Origin of the sequence: Actinocrispum sp. NPDC049592, from assembly GCF_040675465.1 — a bacterium.
Taxonomy (GTDB): Bacteria; Actinomycetota; Actinomycetes; order Mycobacteriales; family Pseudonocardiaceae; genus Kibdelosporangium.
Genome location: NZ_JBFAPA010000012.1, coordinates 229,737 through 256,265, shown reverse-complemented (window position 1 = coordinate 256,265; position 26,529 = coordinate 229,737). Strand labels below are relative to the sequence as shown.

Sequence of the window (26,529 nt, the reverse complement as noted above, 5' to 3'; positions counted from 1 at the left end):
GGCCAGTTGGCGTGACACCGATATCAATCCGCCGGGCCATACGGCAGACTTTCCCGGCGTGGACACGTTCGTCGGCCGGGGTGACGAGCTTGCCGTGCTGTCCGGCATCCGGGCGCGCGCGGCGGAGGGCCGTCGCCAGGTGGTCGTTCTCGCAGGTGAGGCGGGGGTCGGCAAGACCTGGTTGGGGGAGCGCGCCGCCGACGAGGCCGAACGCGAGGGCTTCGAGGTGGTCTGGGGCCGGTGCTGGCCGCACGGCGGCGCGCCCGCGCTCTGGCCGTGGCCCGCGATCTTGCCCGCCCTGACCGGACCCGAAGGCGCGCAGTTGCTCGCCTCGGACACCGGAGGCGAAATCGTCGGCTCGGAACGGTTCGCGCGCTTCGCGGCCGTGGCGGACCTGCTGCTCACCACCCGGCGCGGCAAGCCGACCATGATCGTCATCGACGACCTGCACTACGCGGACACGAGCACCCTGCTGCTCACCCGCTTCCTCGTGCAGACCCTCGACCGCCTGCCGCTCGTGCTGGTCCTGGCCACCCGCCCGGACTCCTCGCCGGACTCGTTGATCGCCGAGCTGCAGCGGGACGCGACAACCGTGGTGCTGCGGCCATTCGGCCTGGCGGACACCACCGCTTTGCTTACCGCGCACGGCATGCAGGACGTCAGCGACACCGCCGCTCTGGTGCTGTTACGGGTCACCGGCGGTAGCCCGCTGTACCTGACGCAAGCCGTCGGCCTGGGGTGGACGGGTTCCGGGGATGTCACCGCCGGGCACGCGATCGCCGCGGCGCTCGGGCGGCTGGCGCCCGGGACACGGCGGATCTTGGCGTTCGCCGCTTTGCTGGGTGTGGACGGCACGACGACTGAGGTCGGCGCCCTGGTCGGGGAGCCGCCCGAGGTCGTGGTCGAGGCTTTGACGGTCGCCTCCGGCACGGGGCTGGTCGACCTCACCGACACCGGATGGCGGTTCCACGACCTGGTTCGTGAGGCCGCTTTGGGTCTGCTGGACCACACCGAGCAGTTGAACGCGCACGCCGGTGCCGCCGCGATGTTGCCGGGGCCGCCTGAAAGGGTCGCTCACCACGCTCTGGCCGCGGCGCCGCGGTCGGCGGCGGACACCGACATCGCGATCGCCGCGTGCCGGACGGCGGCCGTTTCGTTGCAACGTGGGTACGCGTACGAGCAGGCGGCGGAGCTGCTCGACCGGGCGGTGGCGTTGGCGTCGCGGATGGGGGCGTCCGCGGAGTTGCTGATCGAGCGGGCCGATGCGGTGCTCGCTTGTGGACGGTTGATCGATGCGCGGGCCGGGTTCGAGGTGGCCGCGGAGGCAGCTTCGCGGGTCGGTGAGCCGGTCTTGTTGGCGCGTGCGGTGCTGGGGCTGGGCGGGGTGTGGGTGCACGAGCATCGCAATGCCACTGTGCGGCAACGGGTTCTGGCGCAGCAGCGGGCAGCTTTGCGGGCGTTGCCGCCGGAGGAGGAGTCGTTGCGGTGCCGGCTGAAGGTCCGGCTGGCCGCGGAGGCTGTTTACGAGGGGGCTCCCGAGCAGGCGGTGCTGGACGCCTTGGAAGAGACCCGGCAGGTGGGTGACGACTGGGCGCTGGCGGACGCGCTTTCGTTGGCGCATCACGCTTTGCTGGCTCCGGAGCACGCGCACGCCCGGATGGCGCTCGCGCAGGAACAGATCGAGGCGGCTTCCGCCGCCGGTGACGCGATTTTGTCGTTGTTCGGGCTGTTGTGGCTGACCGCGGATCGGTATCTGGTGGGGGATCCGCTGGCGGAGCGGTCGTTGAACGAGCTGCGGCAGCGGTCGGCGGCTTTGGGTGTGGCGAGCATCGGGTACATCGTGGCGGCGATGGACGTCATGCGGTTGATCCGGGCCGGGCGGCTGGCAGCGGCTGAGGAGGCGGCGGGGCCGTGTCTGCAGCTGGGGATCAAGGTGGGGGACGCCGACGCCACGGGGTACTACGGCGCGCAGCTGATGGCGATTCGGTGGTTGCAGGGGCGGGACGCCGAGCTGGCTGAACTCGTTGCGGCGACTATGGCTTCGGCCAGCCTCGCGGTGCCCGAGTACGGGTTCCGGGCCAGTGCGGTGATGTTGCTGGCGCGGGGTGGACGGCCTGCTGAGGCGCGGGCTGCTTTGGCTCCGTTGCTGGAGATCGGGTTGGCTCAGCTGCCGCGGTCGAGTACGTGGCTGGCGGCGATGGTGGCGTTGGTGGATGCCGGGGTGTTGCTGGACGACGCGGAGCTGGTGAAGCAGGCCGCGGATTTGATCCGGCCTTTTGCCTCGTTGCCGGTAATGCCTTCGCTCGCGGTTTCCTGTATTGGGGCGGCTTCCCGGGCGCTTGGGGTGGCCGCGATGATGGATGGGGATCTTGACGCGGCTGTGTCCTATTTGGAGCAGGGGGTGCTGGACAACGTCCGCATCGGGCATCGTCCGGCTGTTGCCTTGAGTCGGGCGCAGTTGGCTGAGGCTCTTATCGCGCGGGGGCATACTGGGGATCTTCCTGCGGCTCGTTCTTTGTTGACTGAGGCGGCTAATGAGGCTCGGGCTATGGATATGCCTGAGCGGGCTGAGGCTTGGCTGGCTCTGGCTGGGCCGCCTGACATCCCAGCGGTTCTGCGGCGGACACCCACCGGGTGGGCGATTGTGATGGGCGAGGCGGTGACAGCCTTGCCTGATCTGGTGGGGATCCGGTATCTCAGTGTGCTGCTCGAGCATGCGTGGCAGGATGTTCCGGCACTGGACCTGGCTGCGGCGGGGGTGGTTGACGCGCGGCACGAGCTGATTGATGAGTCCGCTGTGGATGCTTATCGGCGGCGGTTGCGGACCATCGACGCTGAGATCGATGTGGCGGACAGCGATATGGATCTGGCGCGGGCTGAGCGGTTGCGGTTGGAGCGGGAGGCTTTGACTTCCGAGCTTGCCGGGGCGGTTGGGTTGGGAGGGCGGATCCGGGGGTTTCCGGATTCTCCGGAGCGGGCTCGGACTGCCGTGCGGAAGGCTTTGAAGCGGGCGCTGGATGTTATTGCTGAGGCCGATCCTGTGCTGGGGGATGAGCTTCGGGGGTCTATCAGTACTGGTCTGGTTTGTCGTTGCGCTCCGGGACGGCAGTGGCGGGTTGAGCGTTAGCTCTCTTGGCGGTCGCGGTTGAGCGCTGGCTTCGGCTGGGTGGAAGAGATGTCCTCGCCGGACGGGCAGGCCGCCAAGAGGGGCGGGGGATCCTTCGGATCCTTGTGGGCTGGGTTGGGTGACCTGCGGTGTGGGGGTGGCTGGTGGGGGTGGCGGGTTTGGTCTTTTGGAACATTGCAGGCGGGGGGATGGGGTGTTGCCCTTTTGGGCGTTGTGTGGGGGTGGGTGGGTTGTGATTGTTTGGGGTATGGGGCAGTTTGATCGGTGGGTTGAGCGGGTTGATGGTGCTGTGCGGGCTGGTGGTGATGATGGTGGTGGTGAGGGTGGGAGGGTTGTTCGGCCTGGTGGGGCGGAGGGGCCTTCGTTCCTGGCCGCGGGCAACCAGGCTGTGGCCAAGGCGGCGGCTGAGCCTTCGATGCTTGTGCGGTTGTGGGGGCTGGGGGATGTGTGGGATTCGGCTATGGGGGCCGTTTCTGAGGTGTCGCACGGGCTTTTCGGGCAGGAGCTGCGTGGGTCTGTTGGGGTTGAGGGGGAGAACCAGCCCGGGGATGTGGTGATCGTCGAGCGCCTGTTGATGGGCGTGGGGATGGCCGATCTGGATGTCGGGGCCGCCATCACCAAGTTCCAGCGCGAGATCATGGGGTGGCCCAAAGCCGACGGGCGCGTTGACCCAGGTGGACGGACGTTCGCGGCCTTGCGGAAACACCAACCCAAGCCGCAGCAAGGAAAACCGCACGGCGAGGCGGCGGCGGGAGCGGCGGCGCCCGCGGCGGCGGCCTCGAAGCCTGCGGCGCCGCCGGAACTGGGTGGGCTGGAGAACTGGCCGACCGTCCTGCCCGTGGCCAAACGGGACAAGAAGACCAAGATCACCCTGACCAAGGGTGAGGACCAGGTCAACATCCCCGAGATCGACGTCCCCGAACTCACCGCCGAGCAGAAGACCCTCGTCGAGAAGATCAAGGCCAACCGCGAAACCCTGCCCGAGTACGCGATCAAGAAAACCACGTACCACGGCAACAAAGGCATGGTGCTGGGCGACAGCGGTGCCAACGAGAAACTCACCCCGACCCAGCTGCAGGGCGACGCGAACGACCCCGCCGCCAAGGCACGGAAGGTCGCCTTCAAGGAGCTCGGGCACGAGGGGACCGTCGACTCCATCAACACCTACGACGACCAGATCCTCACGTGGGGCAAGGGGTTCAGCGGCAAGAGCGGCTCGATGAACGAGGTCCTCATGATCATGTTCGAGCAGGACCCCGAAGCCAGGGCCGTTCTCCTGCGCGCGGGGATCGACTGCGGGCGGAACAGCTGGCGTGTCGTGAACACCGACACCGGGATGATCGAGACCGACGACAACGCGTTGCGGCTCATGCAGTTCGACAAGAAGCTCCTCGGCGTGTTCGTGACCCTGGGCCGCGATCCGGAACACCAGCAGCACGCGCTGGACGCCCAGTGGGCCGCGATGGAGAAACACGCCGCGCACATCCCGGAGTACGCCTACGACTGGCCGGAGTCGTCGATCGCGCTCGCCGCGCACCTGGCGCACTGGTCACCGGCGTTCGGGTGGGGCACGCATCCCAAGAGCTTCGAGAAGACCGGCGGCGACCTCGTGGAGATCGCGGGGGTGTGGGGCAGGCTGGCCGCGTCGAACCCGAAGTACACGACCGTGCTCAAGAACGGCGCGATCGTCGGCCCCTACGACATGATGCACGAAGGCCACCGGCTGCTCGGGTTCGCCGACGGCGCGGGCGGCAAGGCGGTGAAGGCCGCCGCCGAGATCATCACGGGCACCCGTGACGAGATCGGCGACGACCCGAAGTACACCAACCACGTGCTCTTCCCGGTCTACGACAAGAAGAACCAGTACTACGACATCGGCATGGCGGGCAACTAGCAGGCCCGCAACGCCTGGTGCGCGGCGGAGGTGGTGTCCGCCAACGCCCGCGCCAGGCGGGGCGCGCCCGTCCGCAACGCGCTCTCGACGGCCACATGCCGGGCCCGGCGCAGCAGCTTGTCCTGCAACGCACGGGCATCCATCGCCCACGGGGACGCCGGGTACTCGGTCAGCACCTGCCCCGGCACCAGCAGCTTGATCGCCTGCTCGGCGACCAGCAGGCAGTGCGCGGGCTGAGCGCTGCGCAGGGCCCGCTCCGCCTTGGTCACCAGCACCGCGGCCTCGTGCAGATCCACCTGCACGGTGCCGCCCAGCCGGTAACCGGTGCGCCGGCCGATGATGGTCTCCAGGCCGAACCTGGCCCGCAGCCGGCTGACCAGAGTGGCCACGTTCGCGGCCGGTTCCTTCGGTGGCGCGCCCTGCCACAGCGCGTCCACGATCTCCGTCAAGGTGACCCGTTGATCACCGTGCGCGCCCAGCAACGCCATCAGGGTCAGCGCCTTGCGGCTGCCGACCGGGCTGGTCTCCCACGTCGCGCCCATCCGGGCCATCTCGACCTTGCCGACCAGCCTCAGCTGCCAGCACGCCCCCTGCTGCTCGCGGAAACCCACGATCCCACTGTCCTCGCCCATGCCACACTGGCGTGACACAGACGTGCCGTGACCGTGCCGTTCACTCTCCGCGCATGGCCCGTCGGATTTCCTCGAGCTTGTCCTTGCCCGCCTGCTCCCGCTCGGCCATCTGCTGGTCGATCGACTGACCCTGCGGCGACTCGCCGGCCAGCTCGTTCGCGCCCACCGAGGTGGCGAACCGGCCCTCGATCCGGTCACGGACGTAGTCGAACGTGGGCACGCCGCCCTCGGTGTAGTCCGGGTCCGGCACGACCGGCGGCACGTACGGCTCCGAGGAGGCCGGGACGATCTCGCCCTCGATGACCGGGGGCTCCTGTTCTTTGTCCGTCATGATGTCAACCTAGCCGACATTCCAGCGGGCCGACGCGTTGTCCCTGGCCGGTCAGCACGACCGGGCCGAGCGTGCAGCCGATCTGCGAACGGGCCACTGTGGACAGTTTGGACACGTCGGCGGACACGGTGATCTCGGTGCCGGATTCGGCGGACGGGCCGATGTCCGCGGGCACCTCGGTGGTCAGGCCGGGCTCGGCCGGGCCACCGGCTAGCAGCGCCAGCGTTTCGAGCAACGACAGTGTGTGATCCGTGGGGCGTTCCTCGGCGATGAGCTTTCTGTTGGCCACGAAGAAAAGCCGCACCGGCGACAGGTCGACTCGAGGCGCCTGAACGCCGGAGATGACGCCACTGGCCTGGATTCCGCAAGCGGCCGTCATCGACACGGCCAGCACCACCATGAGCGAGCGCAGGATCCTCATGAGGTCGTCCCCGAGGGCAGCCGGAGGGTGAACACGGCGCCGCCGTCCGGCCGGTTCGCCGCGACGAGGGTGCCATGGTGCAGGTGCGCGTTCTCCCACGCGATGGCCAGGCCGAGCCCGCTGCCCTCGGACCGGCTGCGGGCCGTGTCGGCCTTGTAGAACCGGTCGAACACGTGCGGCAGGACCTCGGCGGGCAGGCCCTTGCCGTTGTCGCTGACCGTGATCACGACCCAGCCGGGGAACGCGTCGAGCGTCACGGACACCGGGGCAGCGCCGTGCCGCAGCGCGTTGCCGACCAGGTTGGCGACGATGACGTCCAGCCGCCGCCGGTCCACCGGCGCGACGATCGGCGGCAGCCGGGTCTCCACCATGTCCAGCCAGCCGCGGGTGTGCAGGGTCGCGGTGATCGCGGCGGCCAGGTCGACCGCGTCCAGCGCGAGCCCGGCGGTGCCGGAGTCGAACCGGCTGATCTCCATCAGGTCGTCGACCAGCCGGGTCAGGTTGCGGGTCTCCTGGCTGACCAGGCGCGCGGCCTGACCGGCGTCCCCGGGCAGGTTGGGCGCCTCCTCGTCGAGGATGTCGGCCACCGCGGTCATCGCGGCCAGCGGGGTGCGCAGCTCGTGCGACACGTCCGCGACGAACCGGCGCAGCTCGCCGACCTGGTGTTCCAGCGCCGAGGCGGTCACGTTGAACGTCCGAGCCACGCCCGCCAGCTCGTCCGTGCCGCGGACCGGGACGCGGGTGGTCAGGTCGCCCAGGCCCAGCCGGTGCGCGGCCATGTCGAGGTCCCGCACCGGCCGCAGCACGCCTCGCGCGGCCAGCCACGCCAATGTCATCGCGAGCACGAGCGACGCGGCGCCCAGGCCCCACGCGATCGTCGCCAGCTGGTTGACGCGTTGGTCCTCGTTGTCCATTCTCCGCTGGGTGTAGAGCTCCACGCCGTACGGCCTGTTGGTGGCGCGGTTGACCGGCGCCATCCCGACCACCAGCCAGATCGAGCCACCGCCTGAGACTCGTTGCCAGGCAACGCGTCCCGTGCGCACCTCGGCCCGCAGCTCCGGCGACACCCGCAGGTTCTGGTCGCCAAAGGACTGTCCGTTGTAGACGATCTTGGCCGAGGTGTCCCGGTCGGACAGCACGCCGATGAGCCCGTCGCCGCTGGGCGGCAGCTGCAGCCGCGCGGTGGAGACCCGGTCGGTCATCGTCCGCACCGCCGCGTCCTGGGTCTGCTGCACGATCACGTCACGCGCGTTGACGTACATCCCACCGGCGACCGCGGCCGCGGTGACCGTGGTGAGCAGGGCGAACGCGAGCAACAGGCGGGTGCGCAGGCTCCTCACAGCGGCCCGAACCGGTAACCGAAACCGCGCACGGTCTGGATGTACAGCGGGCCGGCCGGATCGTCCTCGATCTTGGCCCGCAGCCGTTGCACGCATGCGTCGACCAGCCGCGAGTCACCCAGATACCCGTGTTCCCACACCGCTTCCAGCAGCTGCTGGCGGCTGAGCACGCGGCCGGGCGAGCTGGAAAGCTCCAGCAGCAGCCGCAGTTCGGTGGGGGTGAGGCCGATCGTCCGGCCGTTCTTGCTGACCACCAGGCCCGCCCGGTCGATGGTCAGCCCGCGGTAGTCGTCGCCCTCGGGTCGTGGCCTGGCGTCGGTGGTCGTGCCGCGGCGCAGGACCGCGCGGATGCGGGCCTCGAGAACGCGGGCCCGCACGGGTTTGACCACGTAGTCGTCGGCGCCCGCCTCCAGCCCGGCGACCACGTCCATGTCGTCGTCCCTCGCGGTCAGCATGATGATCGGCAGGTCGCCCTCGGCGCGGATGCGGCGGCACACCTCGAACCCGTCCATCCCGGGCAGCATCAGGTCCAGCACGACCACGTCGGCCTCCGGCAGCCGGCCGAGCCCCTGCTCGCCGGTCCCGGCGGCGTGCACGGTGTGGCCTTGCCTGGTCAGCGCCAGCTGCAGGCCGTCGCGCACGGCCTCGTCGTCTTCGATCAGCAGAACCCGGGACATGTCCTCAACAATCGCACCGCGGACAGAACTCTGCTCGCCATGGTGCCCCAGGTGTGTCCCGATCGCGTGCGTGACATGTACGGGTTGTGTCACAGAAGTTCTGTTACACAACTCGGACACGACCAGCAACAGGCGTCCACAGTCGACGCTCACCGTGGGGTTCATGAGTTCACGGGAACAGTTCTTCGCCGCCACGACCAAAGTCCTCGCGCGCTGCCTGCTGCCGGTCGCCTTCCTGCGCGCCCCCGGCCACGCCCGCTACTTCGCCGCCCAGTGGGCGCTCTCGCTGCGGTTCCCGCACGAGAACCTCCGCGGCCTCACCAACGACACTTACCTGGCCTTCACCGCCGCGCGTTCGGAGGCGCTGTGGCGCGACGGCCAGCTGCTCGGCCTGACCTCCGGGCACCGCGACCCGGTGGAGCAGCATCGGCTGTACTGCGAGGAGATCATGCGGACGGGGTCTTCGGCTTTGGCGCGGGAACGGGTGTTGCCGCCCGAGGAGTCGTCGCATGTGCAGGGGATCGCCCTGGATGTGCGGCCCCGCGAAGGCGCCCGGTGGCTGGAGGCGAACGGCGCGCGCTATGGCCTGTACCGGACCTACGACAACGAATGGTGGCACTTCGAGTTCCGCACCTACGCGCCGACCCGCATCCCGAACCCCAGCCTGGTCACGATAATGCGGACAGAACGTATGTCGCTTCGTCAGGGTGCATACGCGGCTCGGTCCGGCCGTCTTCGGACCGGAACGTGACGAAGTACCTGTGCACCGCGGCCAGACTCAGCCCCCACGGCTTCGCCCATCCCGCACACGTACTCCACTTAGTTCAGTACTACTCAAGCAGTTGATATTGGCCGTGACGAAAACCGTCTCTCTGCCGCAGCTCGCCGTACGAGGTGGCCCAGGTGATCGATGCCATCGCCGAAACCGCGCTGAAAAGTCTGCTGAAGTAGATGTCGACCGACGGGGGACCCGTTCGACGTTGGGGTGAAGGATCACCCGAGCAAGGAGATGATGATGGCATACGCACAGGTCAACGGGCTGAACGTGTACTACGAGGTGCACGGCACCGGCAAGCCGCTGGTCCTGCTGCACGGCGGGCTGCTCACCATCGAGCTGGCGTTCGGCGGGCTGCTCCCGCACCTCGCCAAGTCCCGGCAGGTCATCGCGATCGAGATGCAGGGCCACGGGCGCACCGCCGACACCGACCGGGTGCCGAGCCTGGAGCTGTTCGCCAGTGATGTCGCCGGGGTGCTGGACACGCTGGGCATCGAGCGCGCTGATGTGTTCGGTTACAGCCTCGGCGGCCTGGTGGGCCTGCAGATGGCGCTGACCCAGCCGGATCGCGTCGACCGGCTGGTCGCGGCCGCCGCGCACTACCGTTCGCAGGGCTACCACAACGACATCCTCGACCCGGCGCTCTGGTCGGCCTCCCGCCGGATGCCGACCGCCGAGGACTTCCAGAAGATGCGCGACGCGTTCACCGCCGTCGCCCCCGACCCGAGCGTGTTCGACCAGGTCGAGGCCAAGCTGCAGCCGCTGGTCTCCGGCGTGGACGCGTGGACCGAGGCGGACTTCGGCGGGATCACCGCGCCGACGTTGCTGATCATCGGCGACAACGACTTCGTCACCATCCCGCACGCGGAGCTGATGCGCGACCTGATCCCCGGTTCGCAGCTGGCGGTCCTGCCCGGAACCACCCACATGCAGATCCCCCAGCGGGTGGACGTGCTGCTCGCCCTGCTCGGCGACTTTCTGCAATGACCGTCTGAGCAGGGGCTGGGACACGTTACGTTGGGTGTATGAGCTTCCGGGTGAACGGACGGTTTGTCGCTGACCCGCACACGAGCTACGAACGGCTGCGGCAGGAGGCGCCGGTGTGCCCGGCGCGGTTCCACGGCGGGCTGGACGCGTGGCTGGTCACCCGGTACGCCGACGCGAAGGCGCTGCTCAACGACCGGCGGCTGAGCAAGGACGTGACCAGGGGACTGCCGCTGTTCCCGCCCGGGTCGGAGGGCGCGCACAGCTCGCCGCTGGCCAAGCACATGCTGCACAGCGACCCGCCGGACCACACCCGGTTGCGCCGCTTGGTGAACAAGGCGTTCACGCCGCGGACCGTGGCCCGGCTGCGGCCGCGGATCGAGCGGATCGTCGACCGCCTGCTGGACGGGATGTCCGGCACGGTGGACATGATCGAGTCGTTCGCGCTGCCGATCCCGATCGCGGTGATCTGCGAGCTGCTCGGCGTGCCCGAGGAGGACCGGCTCGAGTTCCAGGAATGGTCACACCGCCTCGCCGGTGAGGGCACGGTCGAACAGATCGCCGAGGCCAGCGACAAGATGGGCGCGTACCTGGCCGGCATGGTCCGGGCCAAGCGCGAGCGCCCCCGCGAGGACCTGGTCTCCGACCTGATCCAGGTCTCCGACGGGGGCGACCAGCTGTCCGAGCGGGAACTGCTGAACATGGCGTTCCTGTTGCTGGTGGCCGGGTTCGAGACCACGGCGAACCTGCTCGGCACCGGTGTCAAGGGGTTGCTGGAGAACCCGGAGCAGCAGGCGGCGCTGCGGGCCGACCCGTCGCTGCTGCCCGCCGCGGTGGAGGAGTTCCTGCGGTTCGAGGCGCCGATCCACATGGCCACCTTGCGGTTCACCACCGAGCCGGTGCGGATCGGCGACGTGGAGATCCCGGCGAACCAGATCGTGATGATCTCCTTGCTGTCGGCCAACCGCGACGGGGACCGGTTCGAGGACCCCGACCGGCTGGACATCTGCCGGTCGGGCGACCCGCATCTGGCCTTCGGCTACGGGATCCACCACTGCCTGGGCGCCCCGCTCGCCCGGCTGGAGGGGGAGGTCGCGTTCGGGCGGCTGCTGGCGCGGTTCCCGCTGCTCACTCCCGCCTGGGAGCCGGAGTCGCTGGTGTGGAAGCGAAGCACGCTCTCACGGGGGCTCAGCAGCCTGCCCGTCCGAATCGGACCCTAGATCCGGTGGCCGGTCGTGACTTCGACGTGGTCCGGGACTTCCTCGTGTTCGTCGCCCACTGACAGGGTTCCGGTCGGCTCGACCAGCAGCACCACCGCTCCCTGTTTTGTGGACGGTTTGTGGAAGGTGTTGCGGGGCACCACGAAGAGGGAACCCTTGGGCAGGGTGACGACTCGTTCGCCGTCGGGCTCGCGCAGGGCGATGTCGATCTCGCCGTCGAGCACGAGGAAGAACTCGTCGGTGTTCTCATGCTTGTGCCACACGTGTTCGCCCGCGAACCTGGCCAGCCGGATGTCGTAGTCGTTGACCAGGGCCACGATCCGCGGGCTCCATGGTTCGGTGAAGGTGTCGAGCACGGACTGCAGGTCCAGGGGCTGAGATGTCATGGAGCCATCGTGGGGGCTGGCGCCGGGCGAGCGTGAGTGCTAGGAATCGCACATGTCGCAAGAATCCTCGCACCGGGTCGCCGTGCTGGTGGACGAGGGCTCGAACCCGTTCGAGCTGGGCGTGGCGACCGAGCTGTTCGGGCTGCGCCGGCCCGAACTGGACCGGCCGTGGTACTCGTTCACGTTGTGCGCGGCCCGCCCGGCGGTGTCGATGCACCTCGGGATGTTCACGCTGTCCGGGGTCGCGGGCCTGGAGGCCGCGGACGCCGCCGACACCCTGATCGTGCCCAACCGGCCGGACCCGTTGAACACGGCGTCCCCGGAGGTGCTGGCGGCGATCGCACGGGCGGCTGAGCGGGGTGCGCGGCTGGTGAGTTTCTGCACGGGCGCCTTCACGTTGGCCGATGCCGGCGTGCTGGACGGGAGGCGGGCGACCACCCACTGGCGGTGGGCCGATTCCTTTGTCGCGCGGTACCCCTCGGTGCTCCTCGAGCCGGATGTGTTGTTTGTGGACAGTGGGAACGTGTTGACAGCCGCGGGGAGCGCGGCCGCGCTGGACCTGGGGTTGCATCTGATCCGGCTGGATCACGGCGCGGAGATCGCGAACGCGGTGAGCCGGCGGCTGGTGTTCAGCGGGCACCGGGACGGCGGGCAGCGCCAGTTCGTCGAGCGGCCGATCCCCGCTGTGGCCGACACTTCACTCGCTCCAGTGCTGGCCTGGGCCCGGGAGCGGCTGGATCAGCCGTTGACCGTGGCGGATCTCGCCTCGCGGGCGGCGGCGAGTCAGGCGACGCTGCACCGGCGGTTCCAGACCGAGCTGGGCACGACTCCGTTGGCGTGGCTGACTTTGGAGCGGGTGACGTTGGCGTGCCGGTTGATCGAACGCGGGGAGTCGCAGCTGGACCGGGTCGCCGGGGCCAGCGGACTGGGCACGACCGCGAACCTCCGCGCCCAGTTCCGCCGGCACACCGGCGTGACGCCGTCGGCTTACCGTCAGCGGTTCGGCCGTTAGAACCAGAGGGCCTTGTCCACCACGTTGATCAGCGGTTCTCCGGCGGCGAACCGCTTGGCGTTCTCCAGGATCACCGCGAACCGGCGTTCCTCGCTGTGCGGCCCGGCTCCGGCGACATGCGGCGTGATCAACACGTTCTTTCGTTGCCACAACGGATGCTCCGCCGGCAACGGCTCGGTCTCGAACACGTCGAGTGCCGCTCCCGCGAGCTCTTTGACTTCCAGCGCATGGTTGAGCGCGTCGAGCTGCACGAGCGGGCCACGGCCGATGTTGATCAGGTAGGCGCTCTTGCGGAACAGCTTGAGCCGCCGCGGGTTGATCAGGCCTTCGGTCTCTGGGGTGTGCGGGATGGCCAGGATCACCAAGTCGGCACGCGGGATCTCATCGTCCACTGTGTCCGGTGGCCGCACGGTTGTGAACCCTTCCGGCGCGTCGGTCCGCCGGGCGTCGATGCCCACGACCTGTGTCCCGAACGCCGCGAGCATCCGGCCCACCTCGGCCCCGATCGCACCGACCCCCACCACCAACGCCCGGATTTCCGCCAACGCCAGCACCGACCCGGGATCCCAGTCCGGCGCCCACCTGGACTGCTCCTGCGCTCGCACATACATCGGGATCCCACGCGCCAGACTCAGCACGAGCGCCATCGTGTGCGTCGCCACATGATCCGTGTACGTGTCGCGCATGTTCGTCACCCGAACCGGATGCGCGATCAGATCCGCGTGGTAGAACCCGGGCGGCGGCCCCGCCTGCGGCGCCTGCAACCACCGGAGCCTGGTCGCGTGCCTGAGCAGATCGGCCGGCAGGGTGCCGTACGCCGCATCCGCCTCAGCCAACGCCTCAGCGGCCTCGTTGGTCGTTCCCGGCCGCAGGACCTTCAGGCCGGGCACGGCTTGCTCGAGCCGTCGCGGCCACGTCGAGGTGTCCTCCTGATGGGGCGGCACCATCACCAGCGTGAATCCTTGGGTCACCGCCGCGACGTTACCCTGACCGGGCGCTGTTCGTGATCGCCCCCATCGTGCCGGGCAAGGGGCTTTCTCCCGCGATCGCGTGCGGGAGAAAGCCCCTTGCTTCAGTTACTTCAGAATGCCTGGCCCGCTTCGATCGCCGCCTGGGTGGCGGCGGCGCGGCGGTCGGCGGACTTCTGCTCGCCGGTGTTCACCCGGGGAGCGGCGGCCTGGGCGCGGGCGGCCTTGGAAGCTGCGGCCGCGGCGCCGGTCTGGCCGACGACGCCGCCGCGGATGCGGTTGTTGGCGGCGACGGCGGTCGCGGGGTTGTTGCCGTTCAGCTGGAGCTGTCCGTTGATGATGGTGTCATCGACGGAGGACTTGCCGTTGGTGTTGCTGATGCTGACGTCCCGGCCGAAGTAGCCGCCGGACGCGCAGCTGTCCAGGGCGCCGTTCGGGCCGAGCTGCACGCCACCCTGGTTGCCGGCGAAGGTGGCCTTGCCGGCGACCGAACCGCCGCACACGACGCTGCCGTTCGCGTTGTTCAGCACCGACAGCGTACCGTCCACAAAGGAGTCACGGACGTCCGTGGAGTACGCGCCGCTGCTGTTGACGTTCCCGGTCACCTGGGTGTTCTTGTCCAGGCGGACCTCGCCGACGCCGGCCGTGACATTGCCGTCGATGACCGAGTCGTCCACGAACAGGAAGCCCTCGACCGTGGCGGTTCCCTTGGGCTGCAAGGTGACCGAGGCGCCCCGGACCTTGCGCAGGTAGCTGCCGAACCCGCCGGGGGCGAGCACGACCTCACCGTCGACGCGGGTGTTGGTGGCGTCGAAGTAGCCGTTGTTGGCCACCTGGACCTGGCCGTTGATCGTGCCGCCGGAGATCACCAGGTTGGCGCCGGCCTGGACGCGCACGTTGCCGGTGACGGTCGTGCCCTCCAGTGAACAGGACTCGCCGGAGGGCACCAGCAGGTCGCTGGGCACGGTCACGGCACCACCGGTGCCGACGCAGTACATCACCAGGTCGGCGTTCGCGTTGGGCGCCGCCACCAGCGCGGTGACGATGGCGCTCAGGGCAGCGAGCGCGGAAACGGTGCGTCTTGGCATTCTCTTAACTCCTTGTGGTGAAAGGGTCCTGCTCATCTGCCAATGTCCGAACGGGACGCCGCGCGCACGATGGTGCCCTGGTCCCTGCGAGAAAGCACGCCGTTGGCCACCAGCGGGCTGGTGACGTCCTCGACGTGCCGGACGAACGTGCCATGGTCGGGGTAGGACGCACGCTCGGCGATCAGATCGTTGACCGTGCAGCCGTTGCCGGTGTCGATGTTGGCGACCTTGGTGTCCTCACCGCCGATGATCACCGTGGCCCGCGTGTCCGAGTCGGGGCAGACATCCCCACTCGGCTCGACCACCGTGAACGACACCGAAACCGGCGCCGAGGCGTTCCCGGCGTTGTCGGTCGCCCGGGCCTGCACGGTGTGCTGACCGTTCGTGCCAACGACAACGGGAGCGGTGTAGGCCGCGAACGCCCCACCGTCCACTGAGTACTCAACGGTCTTCACGCCGGACTGCGAGTCGGTCGCCGTCACGGAAACCGTTGCGCTGTCGATGTAGTTGCCGTTGGCGTCCCGGTTCCCGGCGACCGAAGTGGACACCACTGGCGGCGTCGTGTCCTGCACCGGCGGCTCGACGACCGTGAACGACGTCGACACCGGGGTGGAAGTGTTCCCGGCGTTGTCGGTGGCCCGGGCCCGCAAGGTGTGCGATCCCTTGGCGCTCACGACAACCGGCGCCGTGTAGGCGGTGTAAGCCCCGTTGTCCAACGAGTACTCGACCGTCTTGACGCCTGACTGCGCATCCGTGGCCGTGACAGTCACCGAAGCGCTGTTGACGTAGTTGCCGTTGGCATCCCGGTCACCGGTGACGGTGGTGTTCACCGACGGCGGAGTGGTGTCCTGCGGCGGCGCCGAGACGACGGTGAACCCGGACATGCCCTCCGGAGAGATGTTCCCGGCGTTGTCAGTGGCGCGGTAGTGGATCATGTGTGATCCGGCTGCGGTCACCTCGACGGGGGCGGTGTAGACGGTGAAGGCGCCACCGTCCAAAGAGTACTCAACGGTCTTCACGCCCGACTGGGTGTCCGTCGCGGTGATGGTGACCGTCGCCTTGCCGATGTAGGCGCCGTTGGAATCCTTGTCACCGGCAACAGTCGCGTTGACCGTCGGCGGGGTGGTGTCCTGCGGCGGTGCCTGGACGATGGTGAACCCGGTCATCCCCTCGGGTGAGGTGTTCCCGGCGTTGTCAGTGGCCCGGTAGTGGATCATGTGTGAACCCACTGCCGTGACCTCGACGGGGGCGGTGTAGGCGGTGAAGGCGCCACCGTCCAAAGAGTACTCAACCGTCTTGACCCCGGACTGGGTGTCCGAGGCCGTGATCGTCACGGTCGCCTTGTCGACGTAGTTCCCTTGTGGATCCTTGTTCCCGGCGACGGTCGCGCTGACCGTCGGGGGAGTGGTGTCCTGCGGGGGAGCTTCGACGACCCGGAACGACACCGAGCCGACGGGGGAGACGTTGCCCGCCTTGTCGGTCGCGCGGAACTGCACCGAGTGGTCGCCGACCGCCGTCACGTCCACCGGGGCCGTGTAGGGCAGGAAGCTCGTGTCGTCCACCTGGTACTCGATCTTGTCCACACCGGACCCGGTGTCGGACGCGGTCACCGTCACCGTCGCCTTGCCCAGGTAGTTCCCGTTGCCGTCCTTGTTGCCGGAGACGACCCCGTTGACCGTCGGGGGAGTGGTGTCCGGGCCGGCCGGTCCCACGGTGAACTCGCCGACCATCTGCTGATGGCCCGGCATGGTGCAGAAGTACCGGTACTTGCCCGGCGTCAGCGTCACCGTCTGCTCGTGCCGGCCGTTCTCGGTGTCGAACGGGTTCGCGAGGATGTTGACGTTGACGTCGTGGTTGTAGCCCGGGGTGTCGGTGTCGAACGTCAGCGTGTGCGACATGCCGGTCGTGTTGCCGGTCGCCTCGCTGTTCTCGAACACGATCGTCGTCTGCCCGGCCGTGGCCGAGGTGGGCGCGGACTTGTAGCGGGTGATGTCGTTGTCAGCGGTCCACGTCAGCGTTTGCGCCAGCGCGGGCTGCGGGATGGTGGCCGACGCCACGGGGACGACGACCACCGGGATGAACAGCGCTAGGCCGAGCAGAACCACCCAGCAGCGTTTCAGAACCGTTTGAAACATGGCACCTTCCATGAGTGCGGTACCGAAAGGGCCCGGCCGGTGGGCAGTTCACCGGCCGGGCCACGCGGTTACAGCGACCGCACCCGGATGTTGCGGAACTCGATCAGATCGTTGTCACTGTGGTTCTGCAGACCCACGAACCCGGTCAGGAACTGGCGCAGATCCGTCGGCGGGTCGCCTGCCCGGGAGGACTGCTTGCCCGGGGTGTTGTCGAACTCGTTGATCACCACGCCGTTGCGGATGATCGTGTAGTGCTGGCCGACAACGCGGATCTCGTAGTTGTTCCACTGCGCCTTCGGCGTGACACCCGCTCCCGGCAGGCTGACCGGGTCGAAGTTGTAGATCGACCCCGTCTTCTGCGGCTCACCGGTGTCACCGTCGTAGATCTGGATCTCGTGTCCACAGTAGATCGCCACCCAGGCCTGCGAGGTGGCCGCTGATCCCGTCTGACCGCACGCCGGGCGCTGGCTGACCGGCTGGCGCGGGTCGGGGAACCGGGTGAAAACACCGCTGTTGGCGCGGAACCCGTCCGGGGCGATGTCACGGAACTGCAGCTTGAGCGAGAAGTTCGCGAACTGCTCGTTCTTGTACCACAACATGCCCAGGCCGCCAGCCGACCTCAGTGACCCGTCCGGCTGGATCGAGAACGACCCGGACGGAGCCTGTGTCCAGCCCTGCAGCGACTCGGGAGTGCCGTCGTACAACGGCTTGTAGCCGGTGTTCGTCGACTTGCCCACGTCGGACGCGGACGCCGCGCGCACCAGGGCCGAGTTCTCCCGGCTGGTGATCGTGCCGTCCTTCTGCAGCTGGTCGGCGATCGTGGTGACATAGCGGACGAACGCGCCGTGGTCGGGGTAGGCGCTCTCGTCGTCGATCAGGTCGTTGATCGTGCAGCCGCCACCGACCTGCTTGTTGGCCACACCGGAGTCCTGGTCGCTCAGCCACACCGTCGACCGGTTGTCCGGCACCGCACAGCCGACGTTCACAGTGGACTGCGCGGAGGCGATCTCACCGTCGGCGTAGGTGACCGTCAGCTTCGCCGTGTAGGTACCCGGCTTGGCGTAGACGTGCCGCGGGTTCTGCTCGGTCGACGAGGTGCCGTCGCCGAAGTCCCAGCGGTAGGACACGCCACCGGACTTGGACCCGTTGAACGCGATGGTCAGCGGCTTGTTCTGCACTGCCACCGAGTTCGCGGCCGGGGCCGGGGTGGCCGGGCCGCCGGTGTAGGCCACGCGGATCAGCTTCTGGTTGGGGTGCAACGAGAAGAAGCCGCCGCCGTAGTCCAGCATGTACAGTGCGCCGTCCGCGCCGAACTTCGCGTCCATCCAGCTCTGCATCCGGTTGTCGCCGTTGCCGGACGGGATGATCCGCGACAGCGTCTCGGCGAACGCCGGGGGCGCCTGCTGCGGCACCTTGTTCGGGTCGACCGTGACCGCGATCCGGTTGTTCGGGCTGGACTCGTCACCGATGAACCACTTGTCGTTCCAGTACGACGGCCACGCGACGCCGCTGTTGGCGTTGATCAGCTCGCGGTGGTACGTCGGGCCGGACATGATCGCCTGGCCGCCACCGCGCACGTACGGCTCGGTGTAGACCGCGTCGGCCGCGTTGTAGGTCGGGATGCCGCTGCCGTCGGAGCGCAACGGGAAGACCGGGCCACCGCCGTCGGGCGAGTACCAGATCATGTTGTCGCGGATCGGCGGCAGGTCGACGAGACCCGTGTTGCGCGGCGAGTTGTTCTTCGGCGCGTTGCAGTCGTACCACCCGGTCAACACCGTGGCGTCGGTGTTGCTGCGGTCACGGTACGGCTGGCGGTTGCCCATGCAGTACGGCCAGCCCTGGTTGCCCGCGGAGGTGATGATCGTGCCGGTCTCGTACTTCGCCGGTCCCAGCTCGGGGTTGGGCGAGGACGCGTCCGGGCCGACCCAGCCCGCGGTCAGCCACTGGTGCACCGGGTCGATCGCCAGGCGGGCGATGTTGCGGACACCCATGACGTAGATCTCCGGGCGTGCCTTGGGGTTGCCCGGCGGGAAGAGGTTGCCTTCGGGGATGGTGTACGTGCCGTCGGCCTCCGGGTGGATGCGGATGATCTTGCCCGCGAGGTCGTTGGTGTTGCCGGCGGTGCGGCGGGCGTCCTGGAACGAGATGCCCGCGAACTCCTGGGTCCAGTTGTTGCCGGAGTACCCGCTGGAACCCTCGGAGGAGTTGTTGTCGCCGGAACCCACGTACAGGTTGCCCTTGGCGTCGAACGCCATACCGCCACCGGCGTGGCAGCAGCTGTGGATCTGCACCGGCCAGGACATGATGTCCTTGCGGGTGGCCTGGTCGATCGTGTTGTTCGCCTTGTCGTAGGTCAGCCGCGAGATCGTCCGGTAGCCGATCCGCTTGACCCGGTCGATCGACTCGTGCGGCATCCAGTAGACGTAGATCCAGCCGTTGGCCGCGAAGTTCGGGTCGGGCACGATGCCGAGCAGGCCCTCCTCGTTCTTCACCAGCTCCGAGCCGCTGCCCCGGTTGCCCATGACCTGCAACGTGGTCAGCAGCTTGGTGGTCTTGGTCGCCGGGTCGTAGCGGTGGATCGTGCCACAGCCCAGGCCCACGTTCGGGTCGTCCCAGCTGACGATCGGGCCGGTCGGGCAGGCGGCCTTGCCGACGTAGAAGATCGAGCCGTCCGGCGCCACGGTCAGCCCGTGCGGCTCACCGATCTGGTCGAGCTGCCCGGCCTGGTTCTGCCCGGTCAGCCGCTCGATCTTGTAGTTCGACGCGATGGTCGCCTGGCAGTCGCCGCGCACGAGACCGGCCGTCCACTTGAGAGCTCCGTTGAGGTGCTTGCGGAACGCGTCCTCGCCGTAGCTGCCCTCGGTGTGGCCCATGCCGGTGTAGAACGACCGGCCGCCTTCGTAGTCACGGCACCAGGACACCGGGTGGAAGGCGCCGTTCGCGCCCGGACCCGGGTTGTAGAACCGCTCCTCGACCTGCGCGACCGTGTGCACGGTGCCGACCGGGCTCGGATCCCAGTTGTACCAACGGTCCGAGCGGGTCACGTTGAGCGGCAGCTCCTTGGTCGCCGGGTGCTGGCGGTCGAGGATGTCGACCACGGCCTGGTTCACACCGGGCGCGGGCGGGGGTGCCGAGCTGCCGGTGAACAGGCGGATGTCGGCCAGCTGCACCAGCGGCTCACCGGAGTTCGCGGTGATGTTGAGCCGGTAGTACGTGTACGCGGTGGTGTTGACCGGGGTGGTGGTGAACTTCCTGGTCTGGAACCGCTCCGGGAACGTCTGTCCGGTTTGGACGTCCACATTGGTCCACGCCTGGCCGTCGTTGGAGCCCTGCAGCTGCCAGTCCCGCGGGTCGCGGCCGGGGAAGTCGTTGGCCGAGGTGAGCGCGTAGCTGGTCACCACGGTCGGCTTGGTCAGCTGCAGCCGGGCCCAGCCGGTCGGGTTGAACGTCAGCCACTTGGTGTTGGCGTCGTTGTCGATCAGCTTGGTGGCGATCTCGTTCGGCGGGTTCTCCGCGCTCGCGGTGACCGCGGCGACCGCCTCCGGGTTGGCGATGCTGCCGACCGGGCGGGTGCCGATCAGACCGGTGAACCAGGACGAGCTGTCCTGCGCCTTGGCGGCGTCACCGATGCCGAGGAAGCCACCACCGGCCTTCATGTAGTTCTGCAGCACGGCTTCCTGGTCCCGCGTCAAAGCGTTGCCCTGCGCGGAGAGGAAGACGACACCGCGGTAGCCGGCCAGGTTCTCCGGCGTGAACACACCCGGGTCGGTCGACTCGGTGACGGTCAGGCCGTTGGCCTGGCCCAGATCCTTGATCGTCTGCGTGGCCACAGCGACCGGGTCCTCCTGCTGCGCGACCTGGCCGTGGAACACCAGCACCGAACCCGTCGCGGCCGCGGCCGCTGGCGGCGCGGCCGGTGCGGCGGCAGCGGAGGCCGGGACCACCATGCCGCCCAACGCGATCGCGGCCCCGGTCAGCACGAACAGCGAGCGATGTCTCGCCGTTCTGCGCCGGTGGCCCGTGGAAAACCTATGCCCCATCCGTGAACTCCTTTGTCGTTGGCAGGCCGAGAAAAGGAAGCGATGGCTCTAGTGCGACATCCCTGGCATGTCGGTCGCGGCTGACGCCGCGTGCACGTGGCCGTGGAAGCGGTCGATGGCGTCCTGGGCGCCCGGCGGCATGCTGCCGTCGGCGTTGCGCACCAGGAAGATGCCGACCATGCCGCCGTCGGAGTGGTTCTGCACGTGGCAGTGGTACATCCACGCGCCCGGGCCGACGCCCTCGCCGGCGATCACCTGGAACCCGAACGAGCTGCCCGGGTTGAGGTCCTTGTTGTCGATGGCCCGCGTCGGGTCCGACGGGCCGTCGAGGTATCCGGTCCGGTTGTCGGCCCAGCGGTGGGCGTGCAGGTGGAACGTGTGGAACAGGTCGCCGTGCCCGATGGCGATCCACTCCACCCGCTGGCCGAGGTTGGCCTCGAACATCGGGGTGTCCGGGGCGACCTTGTTGTTGATCTGCATGCCGTTGAACACGGCGACGAACTGCTTGTCGGGCAGGATGTCCCCGCGGCGGCGCACGATCAGCGCTCCGTACAGTCCTCTGAGGACACCCTGGGTGCCGTGGTCGGTGCCCATCGCGTGGTCGTGGTAGTGCCAGTACCCCGCGCTGCCGGGCAGGTACTGGCGGCCGGCGGTCTGCGCCGCGACCCGCGAACGCCAGGTGTAGACCTTGGTCTCGCCGGGGTTGTTGAAGGAGGCGTTGAACGGGCTGCCATCCGAGTCGGTGCTGTAGTCCACGCCGTGCGGGTGGATGGACAGCCGCTTGTCGGTCTTGTTCACCAGGGTGATCTCGAGCGTGTCGCCCTCGTACATCTCCAGGGTCGGCCCGGGCACGGTGGCCTGTCCCTCGGCCAGCCCGTAGCCGTAGAGGTTGCCGGGTAACAGCTCCGCGTAGATGGTCACCTTCTTCACCACGCCGGTCTGGGCCGCCGCGGTGTGCGTCGGCGCGGCCGCGCCGACCGTCATGGCGGCCGGGACGGCCAGTCCGACCGTGGTGCCCGCGAGCACCGAGCGCCGGGAGACGAGCTTGTTGAACCAGCCGGTCTGGGCGTGCTTTTCCATCCCTCTCCATTCGGGGTCCATGAAAAACCGGGAACAGCGCCATGCGGGGCATGGCGTGAGGCACGCACATCCCCAGGGATCGACTTCTTACCCCTCGCCGCGCGCACAGGGGGTATCGGTGTTACTCGGTTGCCTTCCGGGCCGTCGGTTGCTCATATTCTTTCGTGTCGATCACGTGGAACTTATGCATTCCCGAGACAAAAGTTAAGGGCCAAACGGCGTAACGGGCCGGACAGGCCTGTGTCATTTTCGCAGGACAGGCGTCCTATGGGCACTGTATGGGTTCAGTTCCGAACAAAGTTCCCGTCACGGTCTGCCAGCATTCCCAGCGAAGGCTCTCACTGTCCGCGACCGCCCGGCAAGATCCAGAAGTTCTCGATCAGCGGCATGAGCTGGCGGTCCTCGTGCATGCCGGTGATCGTTCCGGCCCCATGATGGGCTGTCTGTGCGGGCCAATAGGATCGGTCGCGAATCACCGACTGGGGGCGTGCATGCGTAAGTTCTTTGTCGTCATCGGAGTCCTGTTGGCGGCGGGCTGCACTTCGGTGCCCGACGAACCAGCGAAGGCCGCGGGCGGGCAGCCGTGGCTGGACGACACCAAGGCCGCCACCGCCGCCGGCCCGATCGGCGCCACCGGCAGCCTGTGCCCGATGCCGGTCACCTTCGAGGTGGCCAAGTCGTGGAAACCCAAGGCGATCGAGAACAAGGGTGACGACGAGCTCGGCCTGGCCCGGATGGGCAGGTTCACCGCGGTGTGCGAGGTCGACGCGAAACCCGCCGGGATGATCGGGTTCCTGCGGGTGTGGACCGACGAGGACGGCGGCCCGCAGGCTCGTGCCGCGCTGGAGGACTTCGTCGCCGACGTCAGGTACGCCAAGCAGCCCGAGTACCGCTCGGTGCGGCTCGGCTCGCTGGCGGCCGAGGAGGTCACCTACTCGCTGGAGGCGCCGCAGTCCGATCCCAAACGGGAGAGAGCGTTGGCCGTGCCGACGCCGAGGGGCCCGGTCGTGCTGCACGTCGGTGGCCTGGACACCGAGGAGCACGAGCAGATGCTGCCCGCCTATGTCCTGGCCAAGCAGACCCTCAAAGTCTCGTGAGCGGTTGAGCTGGCAGTTGGGTCAGCCCCGTCACGATAGGTTTTGAACACGTTCAAAAAGTCGTACCGTGGCAGTGGAGAGGGGACTGCCATGAAGATCGTCATTCCCGGTGGGACCGGGCACATCGGCCGCTTCCTGACCCCCGCGCTGCGCGCCGCCGGCCACACGGTGGTCGTGATCGCCCGCAGCGACGGGGTTGTCTGGGACGGCCGGACGTTGGGACCGTGGGCTGCGGAGATCGACGGCGCCGACGCCGTGATCAACCTGGCCGGACGCAGTGTGAGCTGCCGCTACACCGACGCTCATCTGCGCGAGATGATGTCCTCGCGAATCGACTCGACCCGCGTGATCGGCGAGGCCATCGCCTGTGCGGACAAGCCGCCGTCGGTGTGGCTGCAGATGAGCACGGCGACCATCTACGCGCACCGGTTCGACGCGCCGAACGACGAGGCCACCGGCATCATCGGCGGCCACGAACCGGATGTGCCCGCGTACTGGGCCTACAGCGTGGACATCGCCAAAGCGTGGGAACACACCCAGGAAGAGGCCGTCGTCCCGGGGACCCGCAAGGTCGCGTTGCGCACGGCCATCACGATGAGCCCCGGGCGGGGCGGGCCGTTCTCGCACCTGTACCGGATGGCCCGGCTCGGGATCGGCGGGCCGGTGGCGGGTGGCAGGCAGTTTGTTTCGTGGATTCACGAAGTCGACCTCGTGGCCGCGGTGGAGTTCCTGCTCGGGAGCGACCTCACCGGCCCGGTCAACCTGGCCGCACCCGCCCCGCTGCCGCACCGGGAGTTCATGCGCGAGCTGCGCAAGGCCGCGAAGGTCCCGTTCGGAATCCCGTCCACGGCCTGGATGGCCGAGATCGGCGCGTTCGTGATCCGCACCGATACCGAGCTGCTGCTGAAAAGCCGCCGGGTGATCCCAGGGCGGTTGCTGGACGCGGGTTTCTCGTTCACGTACCCCGAATGGCCGAAGGCCGCGGCCGACCTCGTGCGACGTTATCGCTCCAGGACATGGACGCCCGCCGGGGTTTCGTGATCAGCTGGGCGAATGGACTTCGCTGATGTGCTGAAGGTGCGCCGGATGGTCCGGGACTACCGGCCCGATCCCGTTCCCCCGGACGTGCTGCGCCGGATCGTGAAGGTGGTCCACCGCGCGCCCAGCGCCGGGTTCAGCCAGGGGCACCGGCTGATCGTGGTCACCGATCCGGCGGTACGCCGGCGGATCTCCGACCTGTACGACCCGGCCTACAAGGGCGCGGACATCCAGGGCTGGATCGGCAAGGCCCCGGTGCTGATCGCGGTCTGCGTCCGGGAGGAGTCCTACCACGAGCGGTACACCCAGCCGGACAAGCTGGACGACGACGGCAACGAGATCGAGTGGCCGGTGCCGTACTGGTGGTTCGACAGTGGCAGCCTGCTCGTGCTGCTCCAATTGGCCGCCGCCAACGAAGGGCTGGCGACCGGGTTCTTCGGTCCGCACGAGGAGGGGCTGCGCGAGATCCTCGAGCTGCCGGACGACATCGGCCTGTCCGGGATGCTGACGCTCGGCTACGCGGGGGACAAGGGTTCCCGCGCCGCGGAGCTGAAGAAGCGCCAGCTGCCGTTGGAGGATCTGGTCGAATGGCGCTGAAGCACGCGGTGGTCACCGGTGGGTCCAGCGGGATCGGGCTGGCCATCGCGACGCAGCTGGGGCAGCGGGGGATGACGGTCTCGCTGATCGCCCGCGACGCCGAGCGGCTCTCGGCCGCGGCGGACTGCTTACGAGCCAAGGAGATCAAGGTCCACACCGCCAGCGTGGACGTGTCCGACCAGGACGCTGTCACCAAGGCGCTCGCCTCGCTGACCGAGGCCGCCGGTCCGTGCGACATCCTGGTGACCGCGGCCGGCCAGGCCCGGCCCGGGCAGTTCCAGGAGCTGGACGACGAGGTGTTCCGCCGGATGGTCGAAGTGGACTACTTCGGCACGCTGTACGCCGTGCGGGCGGTCGTTCCCTCGATGGCCGAGCGTGGCACCGGGTCCATTGTGGCCATCTGCTCGGCGACCGGGATCCTGGGGATCTACGGCTACACCGCTTACGCCCCGGCGAAGTACGCCGTGCGAGGCCTGATGGAGTGCCTGCGGGACGAGCTGCGGCCGCGCGGTGTGCACGTGGCCTGCGTTTACCCGCCCGATGTGGACACGCCGCAACTGGCCGAGGAGAACCTCTACAAGCCCAAGGAGACCGCCGCGATCAGCGGGACGGTCAAGGCGATGACCGCCGAAGCCGTTGCCTCGGCGGTCATCCGGGCCATCGACCGCAAGCGCTTCACGGTGTTCCCGGACCGGTCGATCGGCCTGCTCGCCGCGTTCGGGCCACTGATCGCGCCGATACTGCGCAGGATGATCGACCGCAAGGTCCGTCAAGCGCAGCGGGTCACATCGGCATGAGCACCGAGTCGACGATGTAGACAGTGGCGTTGGCGGTCTTGATGTTGCCGCAGACCACGTTGGCGTCGTTGACCTTGTACGACTCGCCGCTGCCGGAGGTGGTCAGCGACCCCTTCTCCAGGGTCTCGAAGCTGCCCGCGGCCAGCTGCATCGGGCTGATCGTCCGCGGGACCACGTGGTAGGTCAGGATCTTGGTCAGGGTGGCCTTGTCGGCCAGCACCTTGTCCAGGGTGTCCTTGGGGAGCTTGGCGAACGCGTCGTTGGACGGCGCGAACACCGTGACGTCCCTGGCCCCGTTGAGGGTGTCGACCAGACCGGCCTGTTTGACCGCCGAGACCAGTGTGGACAGTGCCGGGTTGTTGGAAGCCGCCGTGGCGACGGGATCCTTGGCCATGCCGGCAAACGACCCGGCACCGTCCTTCGGCACACCGGCGCAGGCGGGACCGAACTGTTGCGCCGAGGTGGTCTGCGTCATGGACGGCTGGGTTCCGCTGCCGGCCTGGTTCGAGCTGCCGCAGGCGGCCATGCCGAGCACGGCCAGTCCGGCGGCCGCCAGGCCCGCGGTACGTCGCAGAAGCATGGTGGTGCACTCCTTGGGAAGTGGAACAGGTGCCGGGGGTTCGAAGCGATATGCACGCCAGGCTTGGACTTCGTGGCCGAATCACCCGGTCGGAGGGAAAACCCAATCCACCTCGCGACCGGCGCCGAATCCCTGGAGTCGCGTGCGGCGGCGCCGGGTATCCCGTGCGATAGACGCCACTGCGAGGCAATTGCACATCACTTGTGACAGTGCGGGGCACAGCGTAGGTTCGTAGGTGGTCAAAACAAGCAGTGCTTGGGAGGTGGGAGTGACCGCAACGTCCGTTTCCGCACGCGATTCCCGTTGGTCG

At 68.5% G+C, this 26,529-nt stretch carries 22 protein-coding genes; 10 read left to right on the top strand and 12 right to left on the bottom strand.

All coding sequences use genetic code 11. The annotated features are described in order from the left end of the window. Window positions 1–58: 58 nt before the first annotated feature. Together AB0J95_RS28865 and AB0J95_RS28860 are read left to right on the top strand one after the other, a co-directional pair. Window positions 59–3,127, top strand: a complete 3,069-nt coding sequence (locus AB0J95_RS28865) for an AAA family ATPase (RefSeq protein ID WP_364764405.1) — start codon at window positions 59–61, stop codon at window positions 3,125–3,127. A 460-nt stretch (window positions 3,128–3,587) separates the two neighbouring features. Further along, window positions 3,588–5,021: a hypothetical protein gene (locus AB0J95_RS28860; RefSeq protein ID WP_364764403.1), complete on the top strand. Its 1,434-nt coding sequence runs from the start codon at window positions 3,588–3,590 to the stop codon at window positions 5,019–5,021. On the opposite strand, the gene AB0J95_RS28855 is transcribed toward AB0J95_RS28860, so the two are convergent. Genes AB0J95_RS28855 through AB0J95_RS28835 form a run of 5 tightly spaced genes read right to left on the bottom strand, consistent with a single transcriptional unit; the run spans window position 5,018 to window position 8,422 of the window. Continuing rightward, window positions 5,018–5,653, bottom strand: a complete 636-nt coding sequence (locus AB0J95_RS28855; RefSeq protein ID WP_364764401.1) for a hypothetical protein — start codon at window positions 5,651–5,653, stop codon at window positions 5,018–5,020. The genes AB0J95_RS28860 and AB0J95_RS28855 overlap by 4 nt on opposite strands. Before the next feature lie 40 nt (window positions 5,654–5,693). Further along, a complete protein-coding gene (locus AB0J95_RS28850) occupies window positions 5,694–5,984 on the bottom strand; it encodes a hypothetical protein (protein ID WP_364764398.1) in 291 nt (96 codons plus the stop codon). A 4-nt stretch (window positions 5,985–5,988) separates the two neighbouring features. After that, window positions 5,989–6,405: a hypothetical protein gene (locus AB0J95_RS28845; RefSeq protein ID WP_364764395.1), complete on the bottom strand. Its 417-nt coding sequence runs from the start codon at window positions 6,403–6,405 to the stop codon at window positions 5,989–5,991. Beyond that, window positions 6,402–7,745 carry a HAMP domain-containing sensor histidine kinase gene (locus tag AB0J95_RS28840; RefSeq protein WP_364764392.1) on the bottom strand — a complete coding sequence of 448 codons (1,344 nt, stop codon included), beginning with the start codon at window positions 7,743–7,745 and terminating at the stop codon, window positions 6,402–6,404. The genes AB0J95_RS28845 and AB0J95_RS28840 overlap by 4 nt, the downstream gene beginning before the upstream one ends. Beyond that, window positions 7,742–8,422, bottom strand: coding sequence for a response regulator transcription factor (locus AB0J95_RS28835; protein ID WP_364764389.1), 681 nt, complete (start codon window positions 8,420–8,422; stop codon window positions 7,742–7,744). Before AB0J95_RS28835 ends, AB0J95_RS28840 begins: the two co-directional genes overlap by 4 nt. A gap of 163 nt (window positions 8,423–8,585) precedes the next feature. Between AB0J95_RS28835 and AB0J95_RS28830 the strand changes: the two genes are divergently transcribed. The 3 genes from AB0J95_RS28830 to AB0J95_RS28820 all read left to right on the top strand — a co-directional run bounded on the left by AB0J95_RS28830 (window position 8,586) and on the right by AB0J95_RS28820 (window position 11,401). Beyond that, window positions 8,586–9,173 carry a M15 family metallopeptidase gene (locus AB0J95_RS28830; RefSeq protein WP_364764386.1) on the top strand — a complete coding sequence of 196 codons (588 nt, stop codon included), beginning with the start codon at window positions 8,586–8,588 and terminating at the stop codon, window positions 9,171–9,173. A gap of 264 nt (window positions 9,174–9,437) precedes the next feature. Further along, the gene (locus tag AB0J95_RS28825; protein ID WP_364764383.1) at window positions 9,438–10,184 is read left to right on the top strand and encodes an alpha/beta hydrolase; all 747 of its coding nucleotides are present in this window, start codon (window positions 9,438–9,440) and stop codon (window positions 10,182–10,184) included. Window positions 10,185–10,222: 38 nt separating this feature from the next. Then, window positions 10,223–11,401, top strand: coding sequence for a cytochrome P450 (locus AB0J95_RS28820; RefSeq protein ID WP_364764380.1), 1,179 nt, complete (start codon window positions 10,223–10,225; stop codon window positions 11,399–11,401). On the opposite strand, the gene AB0J95_RS28815 is transcribed toward AB0J95_RS28820, so the two are convergent. Further along, on the bottom strand, window positions 11,398–11,787 hold the full coding sequence (locus tag AB0J95_RS28815) for a cupin domain-containing protein (protein WP_364764377.1): 390 nt from the start codon (window positions 11,785–11,787) through the stop codon (window positions 11,398–11,400). The genes AB0J95_RS28820 and AB0J95_RS28815 overlap by 4 nt on opposite strands. 52 nt (window positions 11,788–11,839) lie before the next feature. Here AB0J95_RS28815 and AB0J95_RS28810 point away from each other — a divergent pair, with 52 nt between their 5' ends. Beyond that, on the top strand, window positions 11,840–12,799 hold the full coding sequence (locus tag AB0J95_RS28810; protein ID WP_364764374.1) for a helix-turn-helix domain-containing protein: 960 nt from the start codon (window positions 11,840–11,842) through the stop codon (window positions 12,797–12,799). Here the strand turns inward: AB0J95_RS28810 and AB0J95_RS28805 are convergent. The 5 genes from AB0J95_RS28805 to AB0J95_RS28785 all read right to left on the bottom strand — a co-directional run bounded on the left by AB0J95_RS28805 (window position 12,796) and on the right by AB0J95_RS28785 (window position 22,110). Then, complete coding sequence (locus AB0J95_RS28805) at window positions 12,796–13,770, bottom strand: D-2-hydroxyacid dehydrogenase (RefSeq protein WP_364764371.1); 975 nt, start codon at window positions 13,768–13,770, stop codon at window positions 12,796–12,798. The genes AB0J95_RS28810 and AB0J95_RS28805 overlap by 4 nt on opposite strands. A 110-nt stretch (window positions 13,771–13,880) precedes the next feature. Then, entirely contained in the window at window positions 13,881–14,855 is a 975-nt protein-coding gene (locus AB0J95_RS28800; RefSeq protein ID WP_364764368.1) for a hypothetical protein, read from the bottom strand. Between the two features lie 32 nt (window positions 14,856–14,887). Beyond that, window positions 14,888–16,990 (bottom strand): plastocyanin/azurin family copper-binding protein, encoded by a 2,103-nt coding sequence (locus AB0J95_RS28795; protein WP_364764365.1) that lies wholly within the window; start codon window positions 16,988–16,990, stop codon window positions 14,888–14,890. A gap of 68 nt (window positions 16,991–17,058) precedes the next feature. Next, window positions 17,059–21,030 carry a ThuA domain-containing protein gene (locus AB0J95_RS28790; protein WP_364764362.1) on the bottom strand — a complete coding sequence of 1,324 codons (3,972 nt, stop codon included), beginning with the start codon at window positions 21,028–21,030 and terminating at the stop codon, window positions 17,059–17,061. Between the two features lie 48 nt (window positions 21,031–21,078). Then, complete coding sequence (locus AB0J95_RS28785; RefSeq protein WP_364764359.1) at window positions 21,079–22,110, bottom strand: multicopper oxidase domain-containing protein; 1,032 nt, start codon at window positions 22,108–22,110, stop codon at window positions 21,079–21,081. Between the two features lie 491 nt (window positions 22,111–22,601). Between AB0J95_RS28785 and AB0J95_RS28780 the strand changes: the two genes are divergently transcribed. The 4 genes from AB0J95_RS28780 to AB0J95_RS28765 all read left to right on the top strand — a co-directional run bounded on the left by AB0J95_RS28780 (window position 22,602) and on the right by AB0J95_RS28765 (window position 25,639). Beyond that, window positions 22,602–23,207 carry a lipoprotein gene (locus tag AB0J95_RS28780; protein ID WP_364764356.1) on the top strand — a complete coding sequence of 202 codons (606 nt, stop codon included), beginning with the start codon at window positions 22,602–22,604 and terminating at the stop codon, window positions 23,205–23,207. Between the two features lie 90 nt (window positions 23,208–23,297). Beyond that, window positions 23,298–24,248, top strand: a complete 951-nt coding sequence (locus tag AB0J95_RS28775) for a TIGR01777 family oxidoreductase (protein WP_364764353.1) — start codon at window positions 23,298–23,300, stop codon at window positions 24,246–24,248. A 12-nt stretch (window positions 24,249–24,260) separates the two neighbouring features. Further along, window positions 24,261–24,842 (top strand): nitroreductase family protein, encoded by a 582-nt coding sequence (locus tag AB0J95_RS28770; RefSeq protein ID WP_364764350.1) that lies wholly within the window; start codon window positions 24,261–24,263, stop codon window positions 24,840–24,842. Then, window positions 24,833–25,639: an SDR family oxidoreductase gene (locus AB0J95_RS28765; RefSeq protein ID WP_364764347.1), complete on the top strand. Its 807-nt coding sequence runs from the start codon at window positions 24,833–24,835 to the stop codon at window positions 25,637–25,639. The genes AB0J95_RS28770 and AB0J95_RS28765 overlap by 10 nt, the downstream gene beginning before the upstream one ends. Here the strand turns inward: AB0J95_RS28765 and AB0J95_RS28760 are convergent. Then, on the bottom strand, window positions 25,626–26,219 hold the full coding sequence (locus AB0J95_RS28760; protein WP_364764344.1) for a fasciclin domain-containing protein: 594 nt from the start codon (window positions 26,217–26,219) through the stop codon (window positions 25,626–25,628). The two genes, AB0J95_RS28765 and AB0J95_RS28760, sit on opposite strands and share 14 nt — an antisense overlap. Window positions 26,220–26,529: the final 310 nt, after the last annotated feature.